Here is a 21150-nt window from a genome sequence, read left to right on the forward strand (position 1 = left end):
CTGCTGTCAACGTGACGTTCAGCTATTTTGTGGGAACGCGTTGTTTTGACCGAAAACGATGTGGGTTTTTGTCCGAAACCGGGATATTAGTGACTGAAACACCCCAATCCGGTCATGAGTCCCACATGCAGCGCTCAAAACTTCGGCATGCCGCCATTCTGACCCTGGTCCGGGATCGTGGCAACCTGACTGTCGCAAATATTGCCGCCGCCCTTCGTGTGTCGCAGGAAACGATACGGCGCGACCTCAGGCCGCTGGCGATGGCGGGCCAAGTGGTAAAGCTTCATGGTGCCGTCGCCCTGCCCGCGGAAGATAGCGAAGCCCCTTACGAGCGCCGGATGCGGGAGAACTCGGAGGCCAAGCGCGCCGTTGCCCGCCATGCGGCCCGCCATGTTTCGGACGGTGACAGCCTGATGCTGGACACGGGCACGACGACCTCGATCTTCGCGCGGGAACTGCTGCGCAAGCGCAATCTCACGGTCGTCACCAATTCATCCGACATCGCCCGCACGCTCGCCACGGTCAATGGCAACAAGGTTTATATGGCGGGGGGCGAACTCAATGGCGACAACGGCGCGGCGTTCGGCGTAACGGCCGTCGGATTCGTCGCAAGTTTCAACGTGCGCCATGCCTTCATTTCGATCGGGGCGATGGATTCGGAAACCGGCGCCACCGACAGTTCGCTCGACGAGGCGGAGTTCGCGCGCATGCTGTTGAAACAGGGCGAGAGGCGCTACGTATTGACAGACAGCAGCAAGTTCGGCCGGCGCGCACTCATCAAGGTCTGCGAGTTTTCCGACATCGATGTGCTGATCACGGAAAACCCGCCGCCAGACGATCTGGCGGCGGGCTTGCTGGCTGCAAATGTCGTGATCGACGTCGCCCCGCAACGGGGCTCGGTCATCAGGTGAAGATGAAGTCGCCAGAGTCGAGGGAATTCGGATTGACCCAGGCCAGGATCAGGAAATCACCATCCTTGAGGTCGATGATCGTGTCCGGCCCATCGCGATAGATATACTGGCGCAGCTGCGCGAAGTTCTGGACATAGTTGAGATCCAATTCGATCTTGTCCACATCCGGCGTGAAATCCGCGATCACGTCGCTGTCGTCGCCGTGCCTGAACACGAAGATATCCTTGCCACGGCCGCCCACGAGAAAGTCGTCGTCCTGGCCGCCCGTCAGGGTATCGCGCCCGTCCCCGCCATAGATGTCATCCCAATCGTCGCCGCCATTGAGGATATCGTTGCCCTTGGCGCCTTGCAGCAGGTCGTAGCCATCATTGCCGTTCAGGGTGTCATTGCCCTTGCCGCCCTTCAGAACGTCCCAGCCGTCATTGCCGTTGATGAAGTCATCGCCATCGTAGCCGAAAACGAGGTCGTCACCGCTTCCCGCATAGAGAAAATCGTCGAAATCCTGGCCGTAGATGTCGTCTGCGCCATTATAGCCGTAGATCGTGTAGCTGTCGGGCGCGGTCGCCACGAGAATGTTGCGGTTGTAATTGCCATAAAGGTACTTCATCGCAGAGCTCCTGTATTGCCCGATGGCGCCGATCTAGCTTCCATTTGGGACAATACGGCGGCATTCCCGTGGCCGCCTTGCGTTGGAGCGGGAGCGCGCGGGGCTCGAAGCTCAGCCTGTGATGGATGCCGGGAAATGGCACGCCGCCAGCCGGCCTGCCGCCTGTTCCACAAGAGCCGGACGGTCCACCTTGCAGCGGTCCTGAGCAATGGGGCAGCGCGTATGGAATCGGCACCCGGAGGGCGGGTTCACGGGGCTCGGCACATCGCCCGTCAACACGATGCGATTGCGTGAGCCGGACTTGGTGATGTCGGGCACCGGCACGGCGGAAATCAGCGCCTGCGTATAAGGATGCGATGGCCGGCTGAAGATATCGTCCGCCTCCCCCATCTCGACAATCGAGCCCAGGTACATCACGGCAATCCGTGTCGAGACCTGGCGGACAACGCTCAGGTCATGGGCAATGAAGACGTAGGTGAGATTCAACCGTTCCTGGAGGTCGGCCAGCAGGTTCACGATTTGCGCCTGGACGGATACGTCCAGCGCCGAGACCGGCTCGTCCAGCACGATCAGCTCAGGATTGAGCGCGATGGCGCGGGCGATGCCGATGCGCTGGCGCTGGCCGCCGGAAAACTCATGCGGAAAGCGCATGGCATGATCGGGCTTGAGTCCAACGATCTCGAGCAGTTCCGCCACGCGGCGGCCGATCTCGGCGGATGACATGGAGGTGTGCACGCGCAGCGGCTCCGCAATCAGGTCCCGCACGCGGCGGCGCGGGTTGAGCGAGGCGGAGGGGTCCTGGAATACCATCTGGATACGGCGGCGGAGTGGCCGCATCTGCCGTTCCGAAATGGATGAAATATCGGTTCCACCAAACCGCAGCGTGCCGGAGGACAGTGTATAGAGCCGCGTGATGCAGCGGCCCAACGTGGATTTGCCGCAGCCTGATTCACCCACCAGCCCAAGCGTTTCGCCCTGCTTCACGGTCAGTGATACGCCATCCAGCGCATGAACCGTTCGTTGGCCCTGGCCCGAAAAGCGCGAGCCGACCTTGAAGCGCTTGCTGACGTCGATGATCTCCAGAAGCGGCGCCATCATGCCATCACCCTGAAACAGGCTACGGCGCGGGCACCGCCATCGAGCACGGGATCTGCAACGCATTTCTCGAAACGCTGCGGACAGCGCGGCGCGAAGGAGCAGCCGGACGGGCGGTTCAACAAATTGGGAGGCGAGCCCGGAATGGTGCGCAACCGCCTCGGCTTCTCGCCGCTCAACGGGGGAATGGAGTCGAGCAACGCCTGCGTATAGGGATGGCGCGGCTCCACGAAGAGTTCTTCCTTGGTCCCTCGCTCCACCACGCGGCCGGCATACATCACCATCATCCGGTCGGCGATTTCGGCCATGACGCCCATGTCATGGGTGATGAAGACGATGGCACTGCCATGGTTCTTGCGGAGCTTCCTGAGGAGATCGAGAATTTGCGCTTGCACCGTCACGTCCAGAGCTGTGGTCGGCTCGTCGGCGACCAGAAGAGCCGGATTGCAGGACAAGGCCATGGCGATCACCACGCGCTGGCGCATGCCGCCCGAGAGCTGGTGCGGATAGCGGTGGACCGCCTCCTGCGGGTTCGGGATGCCGACTTCGGCCAGCAGGTCGACGGCACGTTTCCACGCAGTGTTCTTGCTTATTTTCTCATGCGCGAGGATCTGCTCGGCGATCTGCCAACCGACTGTGTAGACCGGAGTGAGCGCCGTCATCGGGTCCTGGAAGATCATGGCGATCTCCCTGCCCCGCAGCTTTCGCATTTCCTTTGATGGCAGGCCCACGAGTTCACGCCCGCGATAACGGATCGAACCCGTGATGATGGCGTTGGGATCTGTGATCAGACCCATGACGGCAAGAAGCGAAACGGTCTTGCCCGAGCCTGACTCGCCTACCACGCCCAGAAGCTCTCCTTCGCCGACGTCGAGCGAAACGCCATCGACGGCCCGCACGATGCCTTGCTCGGTGCGGAAGCTGACATTGAGGTCGCGGACCTTCAGCATCAGGCCGTCCTCACGCGCGGGTCGAGCAGGATGTAGACGACATCGACCAGCGCATTGGCCATGACGACGAAGAACGACGCATACATGACGGTCGCCATGATCACCGGAAGATCGAGGTTCTGCAGTGCATCGTACGTGAGCTTGCCCACGCCCTGCAGGCCGAAGACCACTTCGGTGAGAAGCGCCGACCCGCCGACGAGCGCGCCGAAGTCGAGACCGAAAAGCGTCACGAATGAAATGAGCGACGTTCGAAGGGCGTGGCGCAGCAGGATGCGGGTTTCGGACAGTCCCTTGGCACGTGCCGTGCGGATGTAATCCTCCTGCAGCGACTCGATGATGGCGGCGCGCAGCACACGGCCATAAAGGCCGATATAGAGGATCGACAGCGTGAACCAGGGAATGACCAGCGTGAGGAACCAGCCCTTGGGATTTTCCGTCAGGTTCTTGTAGCCCAGCGGCGGCACCCAGGAGAACAGCCAGGTATCGTGATAGCGGCTCTGGGTCAGGAGGTTCATCATCTCGCCCAGCCAGTAGACCGGCATGGAAATGCCGATCAGTCCGAGAACCATCAGCAGTTTATCGAGCCAGGAGCCGCGCGTGGCGGCCGCGACGAGGCCGATAAGCAGGCCGAACACGACCCAGAGCACGGCGGCGCCGATGACGAGCGATAGCGTGACCGGAATGGTATCCATCACGGCGGGAACAACCTTCCACCCGCGATTGACGAAGCTGGTGAGATCGCCGGTGATGAAGAGCTTCTTCATCATGGTGAAATACTGGACATAGATCGGCTGGTCGAAGCCGAAGCTCTTGCGCACCGCCTCCAGCACTTCGGGCGAGGCATTGCGGCCAGCGATGCGGGCGGCGGGATCGGCCCCAGGCGTTGCGAAGAAGATGAGGAACACCAGAACGCTGATGCCGAACATCACGAACAGCATCTGCCCAAGACGGCGAAGCAGCGCAAAGATCATCAGCCGCGTCCGATCCTGATCTTCGAGCGCGGATCGAGCGCATCGCGAAGGCCATCGCCCAGCACATTGAGCGCCAGCACGGTGATGACGATGGCGATGCCCGGCGCCATGGCCACAAGGGGCCGCGTGTAAAGCAGCGTCTGTCCGTCCTGGATGATGGTGCCCCAACTCGCTGCCGGCGGCTGCACGCCGATGGACAGGAACGAGAGTGCCGACTCTGTCAGCATGTTGAGCGCCAGCATGATCGGCACGAAGACGATGAGCGTGGTTGAAACATTGGGGAGGATGTCGCGCAGCAGGATGCGGTGGCTCGGAACGCCGAGGCCGATGGCGGCCAGCACGAACTCGCTCTCGCGAAGCGCCAGTACCTGGCCTCGCACGGGCCGCGCCACATAGGGAATATAGACGACGCCGATGATGAAGATGGGAAGCCAGAGCGAGCCGGATTGGATGGTGATCGGACCCAACTCAATTCCCTGCGCGATCAGCACGATGGAAAGCGAGATGGCCAGCAGGTAGATCGGGAAGGCCCAGAGAATATCGAGAATGCGAGACAGCACGAGATCGACGATGCCGCCGAAGAAGCCCGCGGCCAGCCCGATGAGGGTGGCGAAGGTGAGCGTCAGTATGGTTGCCGCGCCCGCGATGAGCAGCGAGTTGAGGCCGCCATAAAGCAGCCGCGCCATCACGTCACGGCCCTGGTTGTCGGCACCGAGGAAATAATTGCCCAGTTGCCATGTCGGACCGATAGGCGTGTAGCCCAGCCCCAGCCCCTCTGTCGATTGCTCCATGACCGGCATGTCCTGCCCGTTGACCTTGATGATGGCATCGAGCGTCGAACGGAACGGATCGACGCCGGCCCAACTCGCATAGGCCGGCGCAAGGAAGCAGACAGTCACAACGAGGATGAACACGGCGAGCGCCGCAACAGCCGCGCGGTCGCGGAACAGACGGCGAAGAGCCGTGGCCCAGGGGCCACGGCTTCTTGTCATTGTTTCAGTTGTATCGGTAACGGCTGACAAGGTGCTTACTGCACCCAGGACTGGGTCACCATCCAGTAGAACTGCGCGTTGAACTGGAAGTTGCCGACGCGCTTCGACACGAAGTCGATGTGCTTGGGGGTGAACAGCGGTGCTGCAGGCGCAGCTTCCGTCACCATCCTGTCGACCTCGGCCCAGATCTTGTTGGCGCCTTCAGGATCGGTGGCGGAAAGCGCGAAGGCCTCCTTCATCTTGGCCTCGACCGCCTCATCGCAGAAGCCTGCGATGTTGATCGACGAGTCAGAGCCTTCCTGGAAGCTGCCGCAGCCGAACAGCACGTTGAGGAAGTTCGATGCCGCAGGGTAGTCCTGGTACCACTGCGAAATCGACATCTGCACCTTGTTGTTGGTGTTCTGGATGTAGGTGAACTGGATGTTGGGCGAGATGGGCTTGAGGTTCGCCTTGTATCCGATGTCGTTCAGAACGGACTGGAGATAGACGCCCACCGACTTGGACACGGCGTTGTCCTCGGCGATGATCGTCACTTCCTGGCCCTTGGTGCCGGATTCCTCGACAAGCTGCTTGGCCTTCTCGATGTCAGGCGCGGTCCAGGTGGTGCCCGGGTCCTTGGTATAGGGGCAATAGGCGACATGCCCGGGGAAGGTCGGAGGCAGGACCTGGCAAACAGGAGCCGCCAGAACCGGGCCACCGAACAGATTCACCAGGGCCTTGCGGTCGATGGCGAAGTTCACGGCCTGGCGCGCCTTCACATTGTCGAAGGGAGCAAGCCTGGTGTTCATCGGCGCATACCACCACGCGGTCAGCTGGTTGATATAGACCTGATCCTTGAACTTCGTTCCGATTTCGCCAAGGCGATCCGTCGGCGGCTGGTCATACATCCAGTCAGCCTCGCCGTTCATCACGGCGGTGACTTCCGCTTCGTCCGTCAGGCCGAAGTCGTATTGAACGACATCCGGATATCCGTCGGGCGCCGCGTCTTCGCTCCACACCTTGAAGTTCGGATTGCGCGACATGGTGAGGCCCTTGTTCGGGTCATAGGCCGAGAAGAAATACGGGCCTGTGCCGGCAATGGGTTCCGAGCCAGCATCGCTGGCCGGAGCGTCAGCCGGGAGGATCGCTGCATGAGGAACCGCGAGCTTGTAGAAGAACTCGGGGTCGACACGCGTCAGGTTGATCGTGACAGTACCTGCCGCCTCGTCACCAACGACACCGCCTTCGAGCGTGCAGCTTGCAGGTTCGGCAATGCACTTGTCCGCACCGACGATGACCGAATAGAAGCCGCCGGACGTGGGGCTCGACACCTTGAACAGGCGCTGGAACGAGGCAACGACGTCATTGACCGTGACGTCGCGTCCATCGGAGAACTTGATGCCCTTGCGGATCTTGAACGTGTAGGTCTTGCCGTCATTGGTGGCGGCGGGCAGTTCCTCGGCAATGTTGGCGACGACCTTGAAGCCTTCCTCACCCGCGCCCTTCTTGAAGCCCGTGAGTCCCGAATAGACCGACTGGTAAAGCTGCCAGTACTGGAGCGTATAGTTGATATGCGGATCGAGCGTACCTGCCGCCGAGCGCGCGACAAGGCGCATCGTGCCGCCGCGATGCTCGGCCATGTACTCGGCAAGCGCCGGGGCAACCGACGTGAAAACCATCACCGCCGCAGCGGCTCCAGCCAGCAACCATTTCCTCATGAGCATTCTCCCTGTCCTTGTTGTTGTCAGTCGATTTGCCGTCAGTCGTTGGCGTCGAGGAAGTCCCCGACGGTCTTCATGCAAAGTTCTTTTTCCTCCACATGCGGCATGTGGCTCGAGTCTTCGAAGATCACCCAGCGCGAACCCTTGATGTTGTCGGCGTAGGGCTTCACGCAGGCTGGCGTCGCTTCGTCATGGCGGCCCGAGATGATCAGCGTCGGCACATTGATCTTGTGGAGTTCGGGAATGATGTTCCAGTTCTTCAGGGTGCCGGTAACGAAGAACTCGTTGGGACCGTTCATGGTGTGATAGACGGTCGGGTCCTTTCCGATCTGGTCGAAGCTCGCGGTCACTTCGGGCGGGAACGGCACCACCCGGCAGACATGGCGCTCGTAGACCCACATCGTGGCCTTCTGATACTCGGGATCACTGTAGGTGCCCGCCTTCTCGTGCTTGTTGAGCGCGTCCTGAATGTCCTGCGGCATCTCTGAGCGCTGGCGCATCGCCTCGCTGACCCAGAGTTCCATGGAGGCGGGCGAATTGGCGATCGTGAGCGACTTGACGCCTTTGGGACGGCGCGAGCCATATTCGGCTGCCAGCATTCCGCCCCAGGACTGGCCCAGCACATGGAACGCCTGCCGCTGGCCAAGATGGTCGACGAGATTTTCCAGCTCGTCGACGAAAAGCTGGGGCGTCCAGAAGCCCGGCTCCATGTCCGGATGATGGGAAGACAACCCGCAGCCGATCTGGTCGTAGTGGACGACGGCACGTCCGCCTCGACTCAGCAGCTTGTACGAATCCGCATAGTTGTGCGCCGCTCCTGGCCCGCCGTGAAGAATGAAGATGGGCGGCTTACCCGATCCAAGGTCTCCGGTGATCCGATACCACGTCTCGCCCGGACCGAACTTTGTCCGGCCTTCCACTTGCTTCAGCTCAGTCACTGCACGGCCCTCACTCGCCTTGAAGCCATGACGCTATCCCGCATCCAGAACTCTTGCAACCGCGAAGGCGGCGTTGACAGGCTGCACGCCTCGTGGTCACGATGTCGCAATGAAGTGCACTCACACCATACACGACCGTCATTGCCATCATGGGTGGAACAATACCAACACGCCGGTCCTCCGGATCGAACCGGGTGAGACAGTAGAGTTTCTCACGCAGGATTCCTCCGGCGGACAGCTCGGCAAATCCTCGACATTGGCCGATCTTGGAAAGCTCGACTTCGCGAAGGTCAACCCGGTGACCGGTCCTGTTCACATTGACGGAGCGGAACCGGGAGACGCCATCGCCGTGACTCTCTTGGAGTTCGGTCCATCAGGCTGGGGCTGGACGGCGAACATTCCCGGGTTCGGCTTGCTGGCGGACCAGTTCAAGGACCCTGCCCTTCACATCTGGACTTATGACGCCCAGTCGCTTGCCCCCGCCCTCTATGGTCCAGGAGGACGCGTGCCGCTGAAGCCCTTCTGCGGCACCATCGGACTTGCACCCGCTGAACCGGGGCTGCATTCCGTCGTGCCGCCACGCCGCATGGGCGGCAACATGGATATCCGCGACCTTGCCGCGGGAACGACGCTTTACCTGCCGGTGGAAGTCGCTGGCGGCCTGTTCAGCCTCGGAGATACGCATGCTGCGCAAGGAGATGGTGAAGTCTGCGGCACGGCGATCGAAAGTCCTTGCACCGTTGCGGCGAAGTTCGAACTGATCAAGTGCGCCAATCTCGCATTCCCGCGCTTCACCACGCCCGGGCCCGTGACCCGGCATCTCGATGCCAAGGGCTATGAAGTGACGACGGGCATCGGCGCCGACCTCATGGAGGGTGCAAGGGCAGCAGTGTCAGGCATGATCGATCTCCTCTGCAAGCGCCACAACATGAATGCCGTCGATGCCTACATGCTGTGCTCGGTGTGCGGCGATCTCAGGATCAGCGAGATCGTGGACATGCCCAACTGGGTGGTGTCCTTCTACTTCCCGCGCATCGTGCTCGAGTAGCGGGCACTCGCAAAAAGACGGGCGCGGTTTGCTCCGCGCCCCATTTCAACAAACCTGTCTATTCCCGTCTAGAAAATGACGATGTCGCTGACCGTGACGGTGCCTGTGGTGAAGGTGCCGATCACGATCGCCGCATAGGCCGTGCCACTGCCATCCGCGTCGTAGCGGAGGATGCCGGTGTCAGTCTCGAAGAAGAAGCGGATGCCCGCTGCCTTGGCGCTTGCAGCAGTGCCGGATTGGAACATCGAGGCATCGAGCGCGCCGGCATCGAGGTCTCCGAAAGCAGAGCCCTTGAAGAGCAGGACGTCATTGTTGTTCTTCGCGAAGGACGAGAAATCGGTAAACCTGTCGCCGGCTTCGCCGAGCGAGTTGTAAACGAACGTATCGCTGCCCAGGCCGCCGGTCAGCGTGTCGACGCCAAGGCCGCCCTCAAGCCTGTCGGTACCCTGTTCGCCGTTCAGCGAGTCATTGCCATCTCCACCGATCAGGGTGTCGCTGCGGCGGCCCGCCGTTATCGTGTCGTTGCCATCGAAGCCGATCAGGACGTCGTTGAAGAACGACCCGAAAATAGTGTCGTTGCCGGCCAGGATCTGTTCGAGGAATTCGGTCGCATAGTCAGCGCCCACATCGTCCATCATGCTCATCTGCATGTAGACCGTGGCGGCAACCGCATCGTAGTTGAAGCCCGAAATGTTCGCCCGGATAATGCCGTCACTGTAGTATTCGTAGCCGCTCATGTTGCCGCCGCTGAGAGCGACGAGTTCAACCGGATCATCCGGCGGATCGTTGGTCGCGAAAGTCGTCAATGTGAAATTGCCGCGGTAGATCGCCGTCTGCGAACCGCTCCCGGTGGAACTGCCCTCATAATAACGGATCGAATTCTGCCTCCAGTTGACGGAGTCGCTCATCGTGCCGAACAGGAACTCGAAGTTCGCCATGTCTGTGGACTGATAAAATCTGGCGATGGCCATGAAATCTACCTCTTGAAGCGGATTGACGTTCAAGGAAGATAGCTTTTCCGATTCCTGCTGTCCACGAAGAACAACTAAGCAAGAGAACTATAAAGTAACTATATTTTTGCACATGCGCGTGCGCCGGATGCTCAGGTGTCGGACTTCTTCGTGATGTTAATATGTTGTTTTAACTGACTTTATTGGTTTGTGTTTCGACTTTTTCCAGTTGCATCGGGCGATACGGCCGCCAGCCAATATTTACTGGTTATTAATAAATAGTGCCAGCGGGCGCCTGATTCGCAACCTGCATGGCACAAAGACGATCTCTATCGTGCCTTCTGGCGGAAGGCCCGTCGTTGCGACCAGTCATTGAGTTGTCGAGAAGCCTGGAGCTTCAGCTCCTGGATTTTCCTGGCGGCTTCTTTTCCTTGGTGGCGGTTGACCCGCCATCAATTGCCGCCGACCCAGCGCTGGCAAGTCGATGCCATTCGCCCACCGTCGCCTGAAAGGAACTGCTTGGCACGCGGCCTTCGGCGTAGCCAAAAACCTCGAAATGGTGCGCGGCGTCCCGTACCTGGCCAGACTTGATGGCCCGTTCGACGTCAGGATAGGTGGCGATATACCAGTCGGAGTCGAAATCGCAGTTCAGCGGCGCGCGTCCCTCGAAGAATCCGTATGCGGCGAAATGGCGGAGCCCCGATGGAATGGACCCGGAATCCACTCCGGCACGAATATCGCTGTTGCTGGTCAGATAGCTCACTTCATCGAAACCAGGGTTCAACGCCGCCTCGAGAAGTTTGGTGAAGGCGTCAGCAGGCATGGAGACGATCGGGTTGCCCTGAGCATCGGTACCACGGGTAATCAGCGATTGCAGCAACTGCGGGGGCGGAACGTAGCTCCCGGCATCCGTCCCGGCGGCATGGGATTTCGCCTTCTGCATTGCTTCGGTTTTGGTTTCGAAAGGCTTCTCGGCATTCGGCTTCATGGGAGTCTCGATTCAGATCGCAAGGTCACGTTTGCAAAAAACCGTGCCGTGTCGACGTCCCAAAGTCAAATGAAGACACCAGCCGCAGCCGCTTGTTCCCCAGCGAGCAGCATGAATTCCTCACCTTTGCCGCTCGCGGACCATGAATTCAGGTGCTACCGCTCGCGCCACGTGTGCTGGAACTGGTCCATCAATGGCTTCATGAAGTACGACATCGGCGTTCTGGACGTGGTCTGGATAAAGGCCTCCGCCGGCATGCCTGGCTTAAGTTCACTGGTTCCCAGAAGCGCCAGCTGATCGTGGGGAATGCGGAGCCGGACATCGTAGAACGGGGGCGTGTCGGCGCTCATCCGCGACACGTCGGCCGAAACGCTGAAAACCTCGGCCTGAACCTCCGGCGTGGTGCGGGAGTTGAAGGCCGGGAAACGGATCTGGGCCTTTTGGCCCATGGTGATCTGCTCGATGTTCTGGGGCATCACCTGCGCCTGCAGCACGAGATCATCGGCCTCGGGTACGATCATCATCAGCGGCTCGGCGGGCGTGACCACGCCACCCTCAGTGTGAACCATGAGCTGATAGACTGTACCGGTGATGGGCGCCTTGACGACCATGCGGTCGAGCCGTGCACGGGCCGCCAGCTTGCGCTCGCTCAACTCGGCAATGCGACCGTCCGCCTCGCGCAGGTCGAGCAGCGTTTGCGAGAGCACCTCTTCGCGAATCTGGAGAATCTGAAGCTTGATTTCTCCGGCCTTGCTGCTGGCCGCGGCGCGCGAGCCGATCAATTCGCCCCGCTCGCCTTCCAGCCGGGCCTGCTCACGCTGCATGGCCAGTACGCGCGACTGCGGCGTGAGGCCCTTATCGAGCAGGGTCTGAAGATCGCTTAGTTCGTCCTTGATCAACTCGATCTGGCGATCCTTCGACTTGATCTGCGCGGAAATGCCTTCGATCTGCTCGCCAACCTGGCCCACCTGCTCGTTCAGCTGGTCGATCTTGCCCTTTACGGCGGCGAGCCGCGCGGCATGAAGCTTTTCCTGTCCTTCCAGAACCTTCCCGATTTTCGGATCGGACCGCTTCTGCAGCAGTTCATCCGGGAATGTGAGAGACACGTTTTCGTCGCGCTGAGCTTCGAGCCGGGACTTCTTGGCGAGTTCCTCGACCAGCAGGGCATCGACGATGCCGAGTTCGGCCTTGGTCTCGGTGTCGTCGAGGATCACGAGTTCCTGTCCCTCGGTCACGCGATCGCCATCGCGCACGAGGATCTTGCGGACGACACCGCCGTCCTTCTGCTGAACCCGCTTCGAATTTGTTTCAGCAATGATTGTTGCAGGCGCGATGATGGCACCATGAAGTTCGGTCGTTGTCGCCCAGGCGCCGAACACGCCGATCATGACGAAGGCTGACGAGTAGCCCATGATCTGGAATCGCCGAAGCGACTTGTCGGTTGAAAAGGCAGCCATGTCAGTTCACCTCGGATTGGGGACCGGGCGCATTGATGCGCTCCACATTTCCCTGGGCAGTGGTTGGGCGCACCATGACCTTGCGCATGATCTCGTCGCGCGGGCCCAAGGCTGCGGTCTTGCCGTCCGACAGCACCATCATCTTCGGAATGGCCGCAAGAGCACTGGGGCGATGTGCGATCACCACGACCGCAGCGCCACGCGCCATGGCCTGGCGGATGGCGAAATCGAGAGCGGCCTCGCCTTCGGCATCGAGTGCCGAGTTCGGCTCGTCGAGAACCATCAGCTTCGGCTCGCCAAAGAGGCAGCGCGCCAGTGCCACGCGCTGGCGCTGCCCGGTGGACAGCCTCGCGCCGTTCTCGCCGAGCGGCGTGTTGTAGCCCTCGGGCAGGCGCATGATCAGGTCGTGCACGTTGGCGAGTTTCGCCGCAGTGACGATATCGTCAGGGTTGGCGTCGGGACGGAAGCGGGAAATGTTCTGGGCCGCCGTGCCATCGAACAGTTGCACGTCCTGGGGCAGGTAACCGATCATGGCTCCCAGTTCATCGGCGTCGCGCTGGTCGAGCGTCGCGCCGTCGAGACGGATATGGCCGCGTGTCGGCGGAATGATTCCGACAAGCGCACGGGCGAGCGTCGACTTGCCCGCACCCGTCGGGCCGATCACGCCGATGCCCTCGCCGGGTTCGACAGTGAAGGTGAGGCCTTGCAGCAACGGCTTCTCGACGCCCGGCAGCATGACGGTCAGGTTTTCAACCGACAGCCTGCCCTGCGGCGGCGGAAGCTTCATCAGGGTCTTGTCCTTCGGCACGATCCTGAGTGCGGCGACGAGCCGTTCACGCGCCTTGCGGAAGGCGAGGAACTGCTGCCAGTTGGCAACCGCCTGTTCCACGGGCGCAAGGGCGCGCGACATGATGATGGAAGCCGCGATCATGGTACCGGGGGTAATCTCGTGAAGGATCGCGAGATAGGCGCCCAGGGCCAGAATGCCGGACTGGATGAACAGGCGCAGAACGCGCGAGGCCGCACCCAGCATGCCGCCCGCGTCGTTGGCGACGGTCTGGTGGTCGAGGGCCGTCTGGTGCACGCTCGTCCAGCGTTCGCGCATGGTACCGGCCATTCCGAGCGAATGCAGCGCCTCGGCATTGCGGCGGCCCTCATCGGTCATGATCGCCGCCTTGACGGTCGACTTGGTCGCTTCCTGAAGCGGCCCGCGCGTGGCGCGTTCCGACCATATGGCGAGCGCAAAGATGGTGACCGCGGCAAACAGCGATGCGACGCCCAGCATCCAGTGCATCAGGAAGATGATGCCGAGATAGAAAGGCATCCACGGCATGTCGAAAAAGGCGAAAGGACCCTGACCCGACAGATACTGCCGGATTGTCGCGAGATCGTTCAGCGGCTGCGAGCCGACGCCCGGCGTACGGCGCAGTGCATGAGCAGTGACGGCATCGAAGACACGGCCACGAAGACGCTCCTCGACCCTGCGGCCAAGCCGCACCATCAGCCGGGCGCGGAGGAACTCGAGGAAGCCATAATAGGCATAGAGCACGGCCACGATGATGATCAGCGCCACCAGCGTCGAGACGCTGCCGGAGGCCAGCACCCGGTCATAGACCTGAAGCATGAAGAGCGGGCCGGTCAGCATCAGGATGTTGACGATGCAACTGAACACCCCGGCGGCGATCAGGGTGGCACGGCTTTCCCTGTAGACCAGACTGATTTCGTCGGGTCCTGAATTGTCGTTTGGATGGGCCATGGCGCTTCCGGAGATTCCTTTGGATTTGGCTTCTGATAGCACAAAATGTCAATAATCTGTTCAACACTGTTCCCAGCGGAAGAGTCCGGCGGGTGGGTTTGCCAAGCCGCAAGTGGGTTTGCCAAGCCGCAACATGGCATGTCTGCCCCGCCGGGCCTTGTTACGCAGGTCACAATGCGCCTATCTTCCCGCAACTTTTTTGGGAGGACTGACATGAATATCCTAGTGATCGGCGGCGGCGGCATGGTGGGCGTCAAGTTGATCAACCGGCTCGCTGCGGAAGGCAAGCTCGGGTCCACGCCGATTTCGAAGATCATTCGCCAGGACGTGGTGCTGGCGCCGCCTCCCCCCGCATCCGGATTTCCGATCGAAACGCTGATCGGCGACCTTTCGGTGCCCGGAGAGGCGGAAAAGCTGGCGGCGATGAAGCCCGACGTGATCTTTCACCTCGCGGCCATCGTCTCGGGCGAGGCAGAAGCCGATTTCGAAAAAGGCTACCGTATCAACCTCGACGGGACGCGCTATCTGTTCGAGGCCATCCGCAAGGTGGGCGGCGGCTACAAGCCGAAGGTGGTCTTCACATCGTCCATCGCCGTGTTCGGCGCCCCCTTCCCCGAAGCCATCGGGGACGAATATTTCACCACGCCTCTGACCAGCTATGGCACCCAGAAAGCCATCTGCGAGCTGCTGTTGTCGGATTATACGCGGCGCGGCTTCTTCGATGGCGTCGGACTGCGGTTTCCCACCGTCTGCGTAAGGCCGGGTAAGCCAAATCTGGCAGCGTCCGGCTTCTTTTCCAACATCATCCGCGAGCCGCTTGCGGGGCATGAGGCCGTGCTCCCTGTTGGCGAGGATGTGCGCCACTGGCATGCCAGTCCCCGCGCTGCCACGGGCTTCCTGATCCATGCTGCGACCATGGATACGTCCAAGCTGGGCAGTCGCCGGAACGTGACGCTTCCTGGCGTGTCCTGCACGGTGGGTGAACAGATCGAGGCGCTCCGCAAGGTGGCGGGCGACAAGGTGGTTGCCCGCATCCGCCGCGAGCCCAACGAGACCATCATGAAAATCGTGGCGGGCTGGCCGCGGAACTTCGAGGCGAAGCGTGGACGCGAATTGGGTTTCGAGGCGGAATCCAGCTTCGAGGATATCATCCGCGTGCACATCGCGGACGAACTCGGCGGCAAGATCGCCTGATGAGCCGGACTGCCCCTCTGGAGACGCTCGTGGAATTTTCACGGGCGGTTCTCCTTTCGGCCGGTGCCAATGCCGAGTCGGCCGACGCTGCCACCTGGGCCATGATGCATGCCTCGCTCCACGGGCTGGACACGCATGGCATTCGCCTGCTCCCCTGGTATGCCGACTGCCTTCGCAGCGGGCTGGCCAAGGGAAGCCCTGACATTACGGTCGAGCTGAAGCGCCGGGCAGCAGCTCTGGTCGATGCCGATGGCGGGATGGGGCATCTTGCCATGTACCGCGCCATGGACGAGGCCTGCGCGCTGGCGAGGGACTGCGGCATCGGCATGGCCGCTGTGATCAACTCCACGCATTTCGGGGCGGCGGGTGCCTATACCATGGCTGCGGCGGACGCAGGTTTCATCGGTTTTGTGACGGCCAACTCAGGCGCATTCGTCGTTCCGCACGGCGGCTCGAAGCCCATCCATGGCACCAGTCCGCTGTCGGTTTCAGCGCCCAATCCGGGTGGCGACCCATTCTTGCTCGACATGGCCACCAGTTCAATACCGTGGAACAAGGTTCTGAGGTATCGGACCGAAGGCTATGAATTACCTCAAGGAGTTGCCGTTGATGAGACTGGCGCCTTTGTCGCTGACCCGCATAAGGCAGTGGCGCTGGCACCCGCAGGCGGCGCGGATTATGGCTACAAGGGCGCGGCCCTTGCCGGTGTCGCCGAAGTTCTGGGCGGTGTTCTGACAGGCATGCGATTGTCCCGCGAGCAGGACGGACTGGCGCTGGCCGATTCGAAGATGGGGCATTTCGTGATGGCGATCGACCCCACGCTGTTCATGTCGCTCGAGGCATTCGGTCTCAGGCTCCAGACCTATTTCGACGGGTTCAAGGCCCAGCCTGGCACTTATGCCGCGGGCGGACCCGAGTGGGAACGAAGGCGTGTGAGAGAGGTCGAGGGCATTCCCCTTCCCAATGGGCTCTATGCAGAACTGCTCGCTGCCGGCGAGGCAGCAGGCGTGAAACTTGACGCCTGACTGACTGCCGCCATGCGCGGCACGCAGTGTCCTTGCGTGTTTGCAGCCCGTTGGCGGCATGAGTCCGCGCGCCTATAGGTCAGGCCATGGCGCCGGAACACAGGGAGAATCGGACGGCCGGCATTCTCTGGATGCTGGCGACGATGTTCTGCTTCATCGCGCTGGACGCCATCATGAAGCACCTCATGGAAACCTATTCTCTCGTGCAGGTGACATGGGCGCGGTTCTTCTTCGCCACCATCGTGGCGATCGTGGCCTGCGGGCCGCGCCTGTCGACCATCGCCGTCAGCCGCCACCCGAAACAACAGCTTTTGCGCTCAGTTCTGCTGATGTCGACGACCGGCATGTTCAACGCGGGCATCCGGACCACGCCGTTGACCACCGGCACCACCATCATGTTTCTCAATCCCATCCTCGTCACCATCCTTTCAATTCCACTGCTTGGTGAAAAAGTTGGCCTAAGACGCTGGATTGGCGTCGTTTTCGGGTTCATCGGCGCGGTCATCGTGGTGCGGCCATGGCAAGAGGGCATTGGTGTCTACGGGCATGGGGTGGTGTTCCTGCTGGTGGCAGCGTTCCTGAATGCCAACTACCAGATCCTCACCCGCAAGGTGCGCGGCGACGATCCGCTGACCTCGCTTCTCTACACCGCCGCTGCGGGAGCGGTCGTCACCACGCTCATGGTGCCGTGGTTCTGGATCTGGCCAGCAGCCCTCGACTGGCTGCTCCTCATGGCAAGCGGGCTGGCCGGCGGGCTGGGCCATCTCTTCCTGATACGGTCGTTCCGCGCGGCGCCTGCATCCGTGGTAGCGCCTTTTTCCTATTCATCCCTCATCTGGGCCGCGCTATTCGGTTTCGTCATATGGGGCGACTGGCCCGACCTGTGGACGTGGGGCGGCGCAGCGCTTATCATCGGTTCGGGACTGTACATCTTTCACCGGGAGCGCCTGCCAGATGAAAAGCGTTGAATTCACCGCCATGAAGGACGGCACTAAGGAAGATTATCTCTTCCTCAAGCCACTGGAAGACGATCATGTGAAGGGCACGGCTGACCGCGTCATCCGCGAACTCCGCCTCCAGGAGGAAGAAACACTTCCGGGCTACAAGATCAGCCGCCTTGAACATGGGTTGCAGACCGCGACCCGGGCTTATCGTGAAGGGGCTGACATCGACTGGGTGGTGGCCGCCCTGCTCCATGACATTGGTGATGGCCTGGCGCCTCAGAACCACGACCGCTTCGCCGCCGAGATCCTCCGGCCCTTCATGCGCGAGGAAGTCGTCTGGACGGTGGAGCATCACGCATCGTTCCAGATGTACTACTACGCCCATCACTATGGCTGGAACCAGCATGAGCGCGAGAAGTACCGCGACTCGGCCTATTATCAGTCCTGCGTCGATTTCTGCGAGCGCTGGGACCAGTCGTCCTTCGACCCCACCTATGCCACCGAGAAGCTTGACTTCTTCCTTCCCATGGTGCGCGAGGTCTTTGCCCGCAAGGCGCATGATCCAGCGGTGCAACAGGCTGGCGTGGTGAAAGGCCTGCCGCCACTGATGGCCGCTGCCGAATAGGCTCTGCGCCGCAAGCAGCCCGAACATGCCGCGCCGTGGATGGCGGATCATGCGGTCCGCCGTCAAAGTGAGTTGATGTCGTCCGCCTCAATCTTCCGGAACCGCAGCCTCGCCGGGGTCCTTTCATTGTGCCTGGGCGTGATGATCTTTTCGCTTCAGGATGCCATTCTGAAAGGCGTGAGCGGTGATCATGCGGTAACGCTGGCGATCTTCATCCGCTGCATGGTCTCGATACCCATTCTTCTCGTCATGCTGCAGATTGGGCCTGGGCTCAGCCGCCTCGCGAGCCGCAACCTTGGCGTTCTGCTCAGCCGTGGCCTGATCCTGCTGGTCGCCTACACGACCTATTACATGGCCCTCCCCGCCTTGCCGCTGGCGGAGGCGATCGCCCTGTTCTTCGTGGCGCCCATACTGGTGACGATAATGGCCGGGCCATTGTTGGCTGAGATGGTGCCCATGCGCTCATGGCTCGCCGTCATCGCCGGGTTCATCGGCGTCCTAATCATCCTTCAGCCGGGAAGCGCACTGTTCGAGCCTGCCGCACTCCTCAGCCTCATCAGCGCGGCAACCTATGGCTTCTCCATGATCCTGGCGCGCAAGTTTGGCGCCGAGGAGCCGGCGACCGTCATGGCCTTCTATCAGAACGTCGTGTTCCTGGCGGGCGCGGGATTGCTCGCGCTTACCTTCAGCAGCCTGGGCATCACAAGTTTCGGACATCCCAGCCTCGACTTTCTCGTCAGGCCGTGGGCCTTGCCAGGGTTGGGGGATATCTTGCTGATGGGAGCTTGCGGGGTCATCGCCGCTGTCGCGACGTGGCTTCTCACCCAGGCCTATCAGATGGCGCAGGCAAACCTGGTGACGGTGTTCGAATATACCGGCATGATCTGGGGACCGCTATGGGGCTTCCTGTTCTTCGCGGAAATCCCAAAGGTATCGACTGCGATCGGCACCATCATCATCATCGCGGCCGGGATCTACGCGGTCAGGACCGGGAGGTCCTAATCAGGGCGCCACGATTTCGCTGAGGATTCGGAAGTCGCCCACAAAACTCTTGTCGGCAGCGGGGTTGCCGGCAACTCTAATCCACAGCCCCTTGCCTTCCGCGCGGCCGGGAATGGCGAAGGTGCGGCTTTCGGACGATTGCGGCAGGCTGAAGCTGATGACGGGACGGCCCGATGCCTCGAGCTGGCCCTCGGGCAGGATCATCACATCGACCGATGCGGCCATGAGAGTGGGGTCGACGCCCGCGGGCGGCGTGTATTCGAGCGCCGTCACGCTATGAGCGGTCCCGTCCTTGAAGGTGACGAGTATATTCAGTTCCTGATCGTCCTGCGTGATCGCCAGGAACGTGTCGTCCTGACCGTCGAACAGGCTGCTGAAGCTGTAACGGTCGGCCGTGTCGTCCTTCAGGGCCGCGGCAAAGCTCGCGTCCTGCGCCAGATTGATCGACTCCGTTGCAAGGGCGGGAACCGGATCCGTCTTCTCGATGATCGAGTCAGGCAGTCCGGCGTCGGCCTTCTGCTGGTCGAGCGCCACCACGACATTGACCGGCTGAGGCGGTGCCTTGGGTCCAAGCGCCTGGTAGCCCGCGATCGCAACACCTGCAATCGCGGCCAGACTGGAAATGACGATATGGAAGTTGGTGAGTTTCACCGAACTAGGCTTTGAGGATCGAACGTCCCGCATATGTCGCCTGAGATCCGAGTTCTTCTTCTATCCGGAGCAGTTGATTGTACTTGGCCAACCGGTCCGAACGCGCCAGCGAGCCGGTCTTGATCTGACCGCAGTTTGTGGCAACAGCAAGATCGGCGATTGTCGAATCTTCGGTTTCACCAGAGCGATGCGACATGACGGCGGAATAGCCGGCCTTGTGGGCCATTTCCACAGCTTCGAGCGTCTCGGTGAGCGAACCGATCTGGTTCACCTTGACGAGGATGGAATTGGCCACGCCCTGGGTGATGCCCTGCTTCAAGCGCTTCGTGTTGGTGACGAAGAGATCGTCGCCCACCAGCTGGTGCGTCTTGCCGATCAGGTCCGTCACCTGCTTCCAGCCGTCCCAATCGTCTTCCGACATGCCGTCCTCGATCGAGAAGATCGGGTAATCCTTGGCGAGCTTGGCGAGGTATTCGGCCTGTTCGCGGATCGAGCGCTTCTTGCCTTCACCCTCGTAGTCGTAGACGCCGTTCTTGAAGAACTCGGTGGCGGCGCAGTCCAACGCGAGGAACACATCCTCGCCCGGCTTGTAGCCCGCCTGCTCCACGGCCTTCATCACGAAGTCGAGGCCGGCCTCGGCTGACGGAAGGTTCGGAGCGAAGCCGCCTTCGTCGCCCACGTTGGTGTTGTGGCCCGCCTTCTTCAGCGCCGCCTTCAGCGTGTGGAAGATTTCAGCGCCCATGCGAAGGCCTTCGCGGAAGCTGCCGGCTCCCACCGGCATGACCATGAACTCCTGGAAGTCGATGGGGTTGTCGGCATGTGCGCCGCCATTGATGATGTTCATCATCGGAACCGGCAGCGTGCGCGATGCGGCGCCACCGACATAGCGATAAAGCGGTAGGCCCGAGGCATCCGCCGCCGCCTTGGCAACGGACAGCGACACGCCGAGGATGGCGTTTGCGCCGAGGCGCGCCTTGTTGTGTGTGCCGTCGAGTTCGATCATGGCGCGGTCGATGGCGATCTGGTCTTCGGCTTCCATGCCGGCGAGCGCATCGAAAATGTCGCCATTAACCGCGGCCACGGCCTTGGTGACGCCCTTGCCGAGGTAGCGGGTCTTGTCGCCATCGCGCAGTTCGACTGCCTCATGGGCGCCGGTCGAGGCACCCGAGGGGACGGCGGCGCGGCCCATGGAACCGTCTTCCAGCACCACATCCACTTCCACCGTCGGGTTGCCGCGGCTGTCGAGGATTTCGCGGGCGGTGATGTCGATGATCGTGGTCATGGCGGTGGCGTCCCTTGATGTGCGTAAATCAGCCGGGGTTATGACGGCACAGGAAGACGAAAGC

At 61.4% G+C, this 21150-nt stretch carries 20 protein-coding genes; 7 read left to right on the top strand and 13 right to left on the bottom strand.

The window, feature by feature from the left end:
* The first annotated feature begins 125 nt into the window (after positions 1–125).
* Entirely contained in the window at positions 126–911 is a 786-nt protein-coding gene (locus ACEW8Q_RS05110) for a DeoR/GlpR family DNA-binding transcription regulator (RefSeq protein ID WP_373502975.1), read from the top strand.
* Here the strand turns inward: ACEW8Q_RS05110 and ACEW8Q_RS05115 are convergent.
* From ACEW8Q_RS05115 to ACEW8Q_RS05145, 7 genes are all read right to left on the bottom strand, one after another.
* Positions 904–1518: a calcium-binding protein gene (locus tag ACEW8Q_RS05115; RefSeq protein ID WP_373502976.1), complete on the bottom strand. Its 615-nt coding sequence runs from the start codon at positions 1516–1518 to the stop codon at positions 904–906. The genes ACEW8Q_RS05110 and ACEW8Q_RS05115 overlap by 8 nt on opposite strands.
* Positions 1519–1629: 111 nt before the next feature.
* On the bottom strand, positions 1630–2616 hold the full coding sequence (locus ACEW8Q_RS05120) for an ABC transporter ATP-binding protein (RefSeq protein WP_373502977.1): 987 nt from the start codon (positions 2614–2616) through the stop codon (positions 1630–1632).
* Positions 2613–3563, bottom strand: coding sequence for an ABC transporter ATP-binding protein (locus ACEW8Q_RS05125; RefSeq protein WP_373502978.1), 951 nt, complete (start codon positions 3561–3563; stop codon positions 2613–2615). The genes ACEW8Q_RS05120 and ACEW8Q_RS05125 overlap by 4 nt, the downstream gene beginning before the upstream one ends.
* On the bottom strand, positions 3563–4534 hold the full coding sequence (locus ACEW8Q_RS05130) for an ABC transporter permease (protein ID WP_373502979.1): 972 nt from the start codon (positions 4532–4534) through the stop codon (positions 3563–3565). Before ACEW8Q_RS05130 ends, ACEW8Q_RS05125 begins: the two co-directional genes overlap by 1 nt.
* The gene (locus ACEW8Q_RS05135; RefSeq protein WP_373502980.1) at positions 4534–5526 is read right to left on the bottom strand and encodes an ABC transporter permease; all 993 of its coding nucleotides are present in this window, start codon (positions 5524–5526) and stop codon (positions 4534–4536) included. Before ACEW8Q_RS05135 ends, ACEW8Q_RS05130 begins: the two co-directional genes overlap by 1 nt.
* Positions 5527–5561: 35 nt before the next feature.
* Positions 5562–7223, bottom strand: coding sequence for an ABC transporter substrate-binding protein (locus tag ACEW8Q_RS05140; RefSeq protein WP_373502981.1), 1662 nt, complete (start codon positions 7221–7223; stop codon positions 5562–5564).
* 41 nt (positions 7224–7264) lie between these two features.
* On the bottom strand, positions 7265–8164 hold the full coding sequence (locus tag ACEW8Q_RS05145) for a proline iminopeptidase-family hydrolase (RefSeq protein ID WP_373502982.1): 900 nt from the start codon (positions 8162–8164) through the stop codon (positions 7265–7267).
* Between the two features lie 109 nt (positions 8165–8273).
* Between ACEW8Q_RS05145 and ACEW8Q_RS05150 the strand changes: the two genes are divergently transcribed.
* On the top strand, positions 8274–9212 hold the full coding sequence (locus ACEW8Q_RS05150) for an acetamidase/formamidase family protein (protein ID WP_373502983.1): 939 nt from the start codon (positions 8274–8276) through the stop codon (positions 9210–9212).
* Between the two features lie 68 nt (positions 9213–9280).
* Here ACEW8Q_RS05150 and ACEW8Q_RS05155 read toward each other — a convergent pair whose 3' ends face one another.
* The 4 genes from ACEW8Q_RS05155 to ACEW8Q_RS05170 all read right to left on the bottom strand — a co-directional run bounded on the left by ACEW8Q_RS05155 (position 9281) and on the right by ACEW8Q_RS05170 (position 14363).
* Complete coding sequence (locus ACEW8Q_RS05155; protein WP_373502984.1) at positions 9281–10183, bottom strand: calcium-binding protein; 903 nt, start codon at positions 10181–10183, stop codon at positions 9281–9283.
* Between the two features lie 376 nt (positions 10184–10559).
* Positions 10560–11150 carry a hypothetical protein gene (locus ACEW8Q_RS05160; protein ID WP_373502985.1) on the bottom strand — a complete coding sequence of 197 codons (591 nt, stop codon included), beginning with the start codon at positions 11148–11150 and terminating at the stop codon, positions 10560–10562.
* Positions 11151–11305: 155 nt separating this feature from the next.
* Entirely contained in the window at positions 11306–12607 is a 1302-nt protein-coding gene (locus tag ACEW8Q_RS05165; protein WP_373502986.1) for an HlyD family type I secretion periplasmic adaptor subunit, read from the bottom strand.
* A 1-nt stretch (position 12608) separates the two neighbouring features.
* Positions 12609–14363, bottom strand: a complete 1755-nt coding sequence (locus ACEW8Q_RS05170) for a type I secretion system permease/ATPase (RefSeq protein ID WP_373502987.1) — start codon at positions 14361–14363, stop codon at positions 12609–12611.
* Positions 14364–14576: 213 nt separating this feature from the next.
* Between ACEW8Q_RS05170 and denD the strand changes: the two genes are divergently transcribed.
* The 5 genes from denD to ACEW8Q_RS05195 all read left to right on the top strand — a co-directional run bounded on the left by denD (position 14577) and on the right by ACEW8Q_RS05195 (position 19153).
* Positions 14577–15557, top strand: coding sequence for a D-erythronate dehydrogenase (gene denD / locus ACEW8Q_RS05175; protein ID WP_373502988.1), 981 nt, complete (start codon positions 14577–14579; stop codon positions 15555–15557).
* Positions 15557–16582, top strand: a complete 1026-nt coding sequence (locus ACEW8Q_RS05180; protein ID WP_373502989.1) for an Ldh family oxidoreductase — start codon at positions 15557–15559, stop codon at positions 16580–16582. Before denD ends, ACEW8Q_RS05180 begins: the two co-directional genes overlap by 1 nt.
* Before the next feature lie 86 nt (positions 16583–16668).
* Entirely contained in the window at positions 16669–17550 is an 882-nt protein-coding gene (locus tag ACEW8Q_RS05185) for a DMT family transporter (RefSeq protein ID WP_373502990.1), read from the top strand.
* The gene (locus tag ACEW8Q_RS05190; protein ID WP_373502991.1) at positions 17537–18151 is read left to right on the top strand and encodes an HD domain-containing protein; all 615 of its coding nucleotides are present in this window, start codon (positions 17537–17539) and stop codon (positions 18149–18151) included. The genes ACEW8Q_RS05185 and ACEW8Q_RS05190 overlap by 14 nt, the downstream gene beginning before the upstream one ends.
* Positions 18152–18226: 75 nt before the next feature.
* Positions 18227–19153, top strand: coding sequence for a DMT family transporter (locus tag ACEW8Q_RS05195; protein ID WP_373502992.1), 927 nt, complete (start codon positions 18227–18229; stop codon positions 19151–19153).
* Here ACEW8Q_RS05195 and ACEW8Q_RS05200 read toward each other — a convergent pair whose 3' ends face one another.
* Both ACEW8Q_RS05200 and eno read right to left on the bottom strand, forming a co-directional pair.
* The gene (locus tag ACEW8Q_RS05200) at positions 19154–19804 is read right to left on the bottom strand and encodes a hypothetical protein (protein ID WP_373502993.1); all 651 of its coding nucleotides are present in this window, start codon (positions 19802–19804) and stop codon (positions 19154–19156) included.
* 4 nt (positions 19805–19808) lie between these two features.
* The gene (gene eno, locus ACEW8Q_RS05205) at positions 19809–21086 is read right to left on the bottom strand and encodes a phosphopyruvate hydratase (RefSeq protein WP_373502994.1); all 1278 of its coding nucleotides are present in this window, start codon (positions 21084–21086) and stop codon (positions 19809–19811) included.
* Between the last annotated feature and the right edge of the window lie 64 nt (positions 21087–21150).

The sequence above is a fragment of the Aestuariivirga sp. genome (assembly GCF_041738905.1).
Classification (GTDB): Bacteria; Pseudomonadota; Alphaproteobacteria; order Rhizobiales; family Aestuariivirgaceae; genus Aestuariivirga.

Coding starts and splice junctions, on each gene's coding strand:
- ACEW8Q_RS05110 (WP_373502975.1), top strand. CDS start 126: ATGCAGCGCTCAAAACTTCGGCATGCCGCCATTCTGACCCTGGTCCGG.
- ACEW8Q_RS05115 (WP_373502976.1), bottom strand. CDS start 1,518: ATGAAGTACCTTTATGGCAATTACAACCGCAACATTCTCGTGGCGACC.
- ACEW8Q_RS05120 (WP_373502977.1), bottom strand. CDS start 2,616: ATGATGGCGCCGCTTCTGGAGATCATCGACGTCAGCAAGCGCTTCAAG.
- ACEW8Q_RS05125 (WP_373502978.1), bottom strand. CDS start 3,563: ATGCTGAAGGTCCGCGACCTCAATGTCAGCTTCCGCACCGAGCAAGGC.
- ACEW8Q_RS05130 (WP_373502979.1), bottom strand. CDS start 4,534: ATGATCTTTGCGCTGCTTCGCCGTCTTGGGCAGATGCTGTTCGTGATG.
- ACEW8Q_RS05135 (WP_373502980.1), bottom strand. CDS start 5,526: ATGACAAGAAGCCGTGGCCCCTGGGCCACGGCTCTTCGCCGTCTGTTC.
- ACEW8Q_RS05140 (WP_373502981.1), bottom strand. CDS start 7,223: ATGAGGAAATGGTTGCTGGCTGGAGCCGCTGCGGCGGTGATGGTTTTC.
- ACEW8Q_RS05150 (WP_373502983.1), top strand. CDS start 8,274: ATGAAGTGCACTCACACCATACACGACCGTCATTGCCATCATGGGTGG.
- ACEW8Q_RS05155 (WP_373502984.1), bottom strand. CDS start 10,183: ATGGCCATCGCCAGATTTTATCAGTCCACAGACATGGCGAACTTCGAG.
- ACEW8Q_RS05160 (WP_373502985.1), bottom strand. CDS start 11,150: ATGAAGCCGAATGCCGAGAAGCCTTTCGAAACCAAAACCGAAGCAATG.
- ACEW8Q_RS05165 (WP_373502986.1), bottom strand. CDS start 12,607: ATGGCTGCCTTTTCAACCGACAAGTCGCTTCGGCGATTCCAGATCATG.
- ACEW8Q_RS05170 (WP_373502987.1), bottom strand. CDS start 14,363: ATGGCCCATCCAAACGACAATTCAGGACCCGACGAAATCAGTCTGGTC.
- denD (WP_373502988.1), top strand. CDS start 14,577: ATGAATATCCTAGTGATCGGCGGCGGCGGCATGGTGGGCGTCAAGTTG.
- ACEW8Q_RS05180 (WP_373502989.1), top strand. CDS start 15,557: ATGAGCCGGACTGCCCCTCTGGAGACGCTCGTGGAATTTTCACGGGCG.
- ACEW8Q_RS05185 (WP_373502990.1), top strand. CDS start 16,669: ATGGCGCCGGAACACAGGGAGAATCGGACGGCCGGCATTCTCTGGATG.
- ACEW8Q_RS05190 (WP_373502991.1), top strand. CDS start 17,537: ATGAAAAGCGTTGAATTCACCGCCATGAAGGACGGCACTAAGGAAGAT.
- ACEW8Q_RS05195 (WP_373502992.1), top strand. CDS start 18,227: ATGTCGTCCGCCTCAATCTTCCGGAACCGCAGCCTCGCCGGGGTCCTT.
- eno (WP_373502994.1), bottom strand. CDS start 21,086: ATGACCACGATCATCGACATCACCGCCCGCGAAATCCTCGACAGCCGC.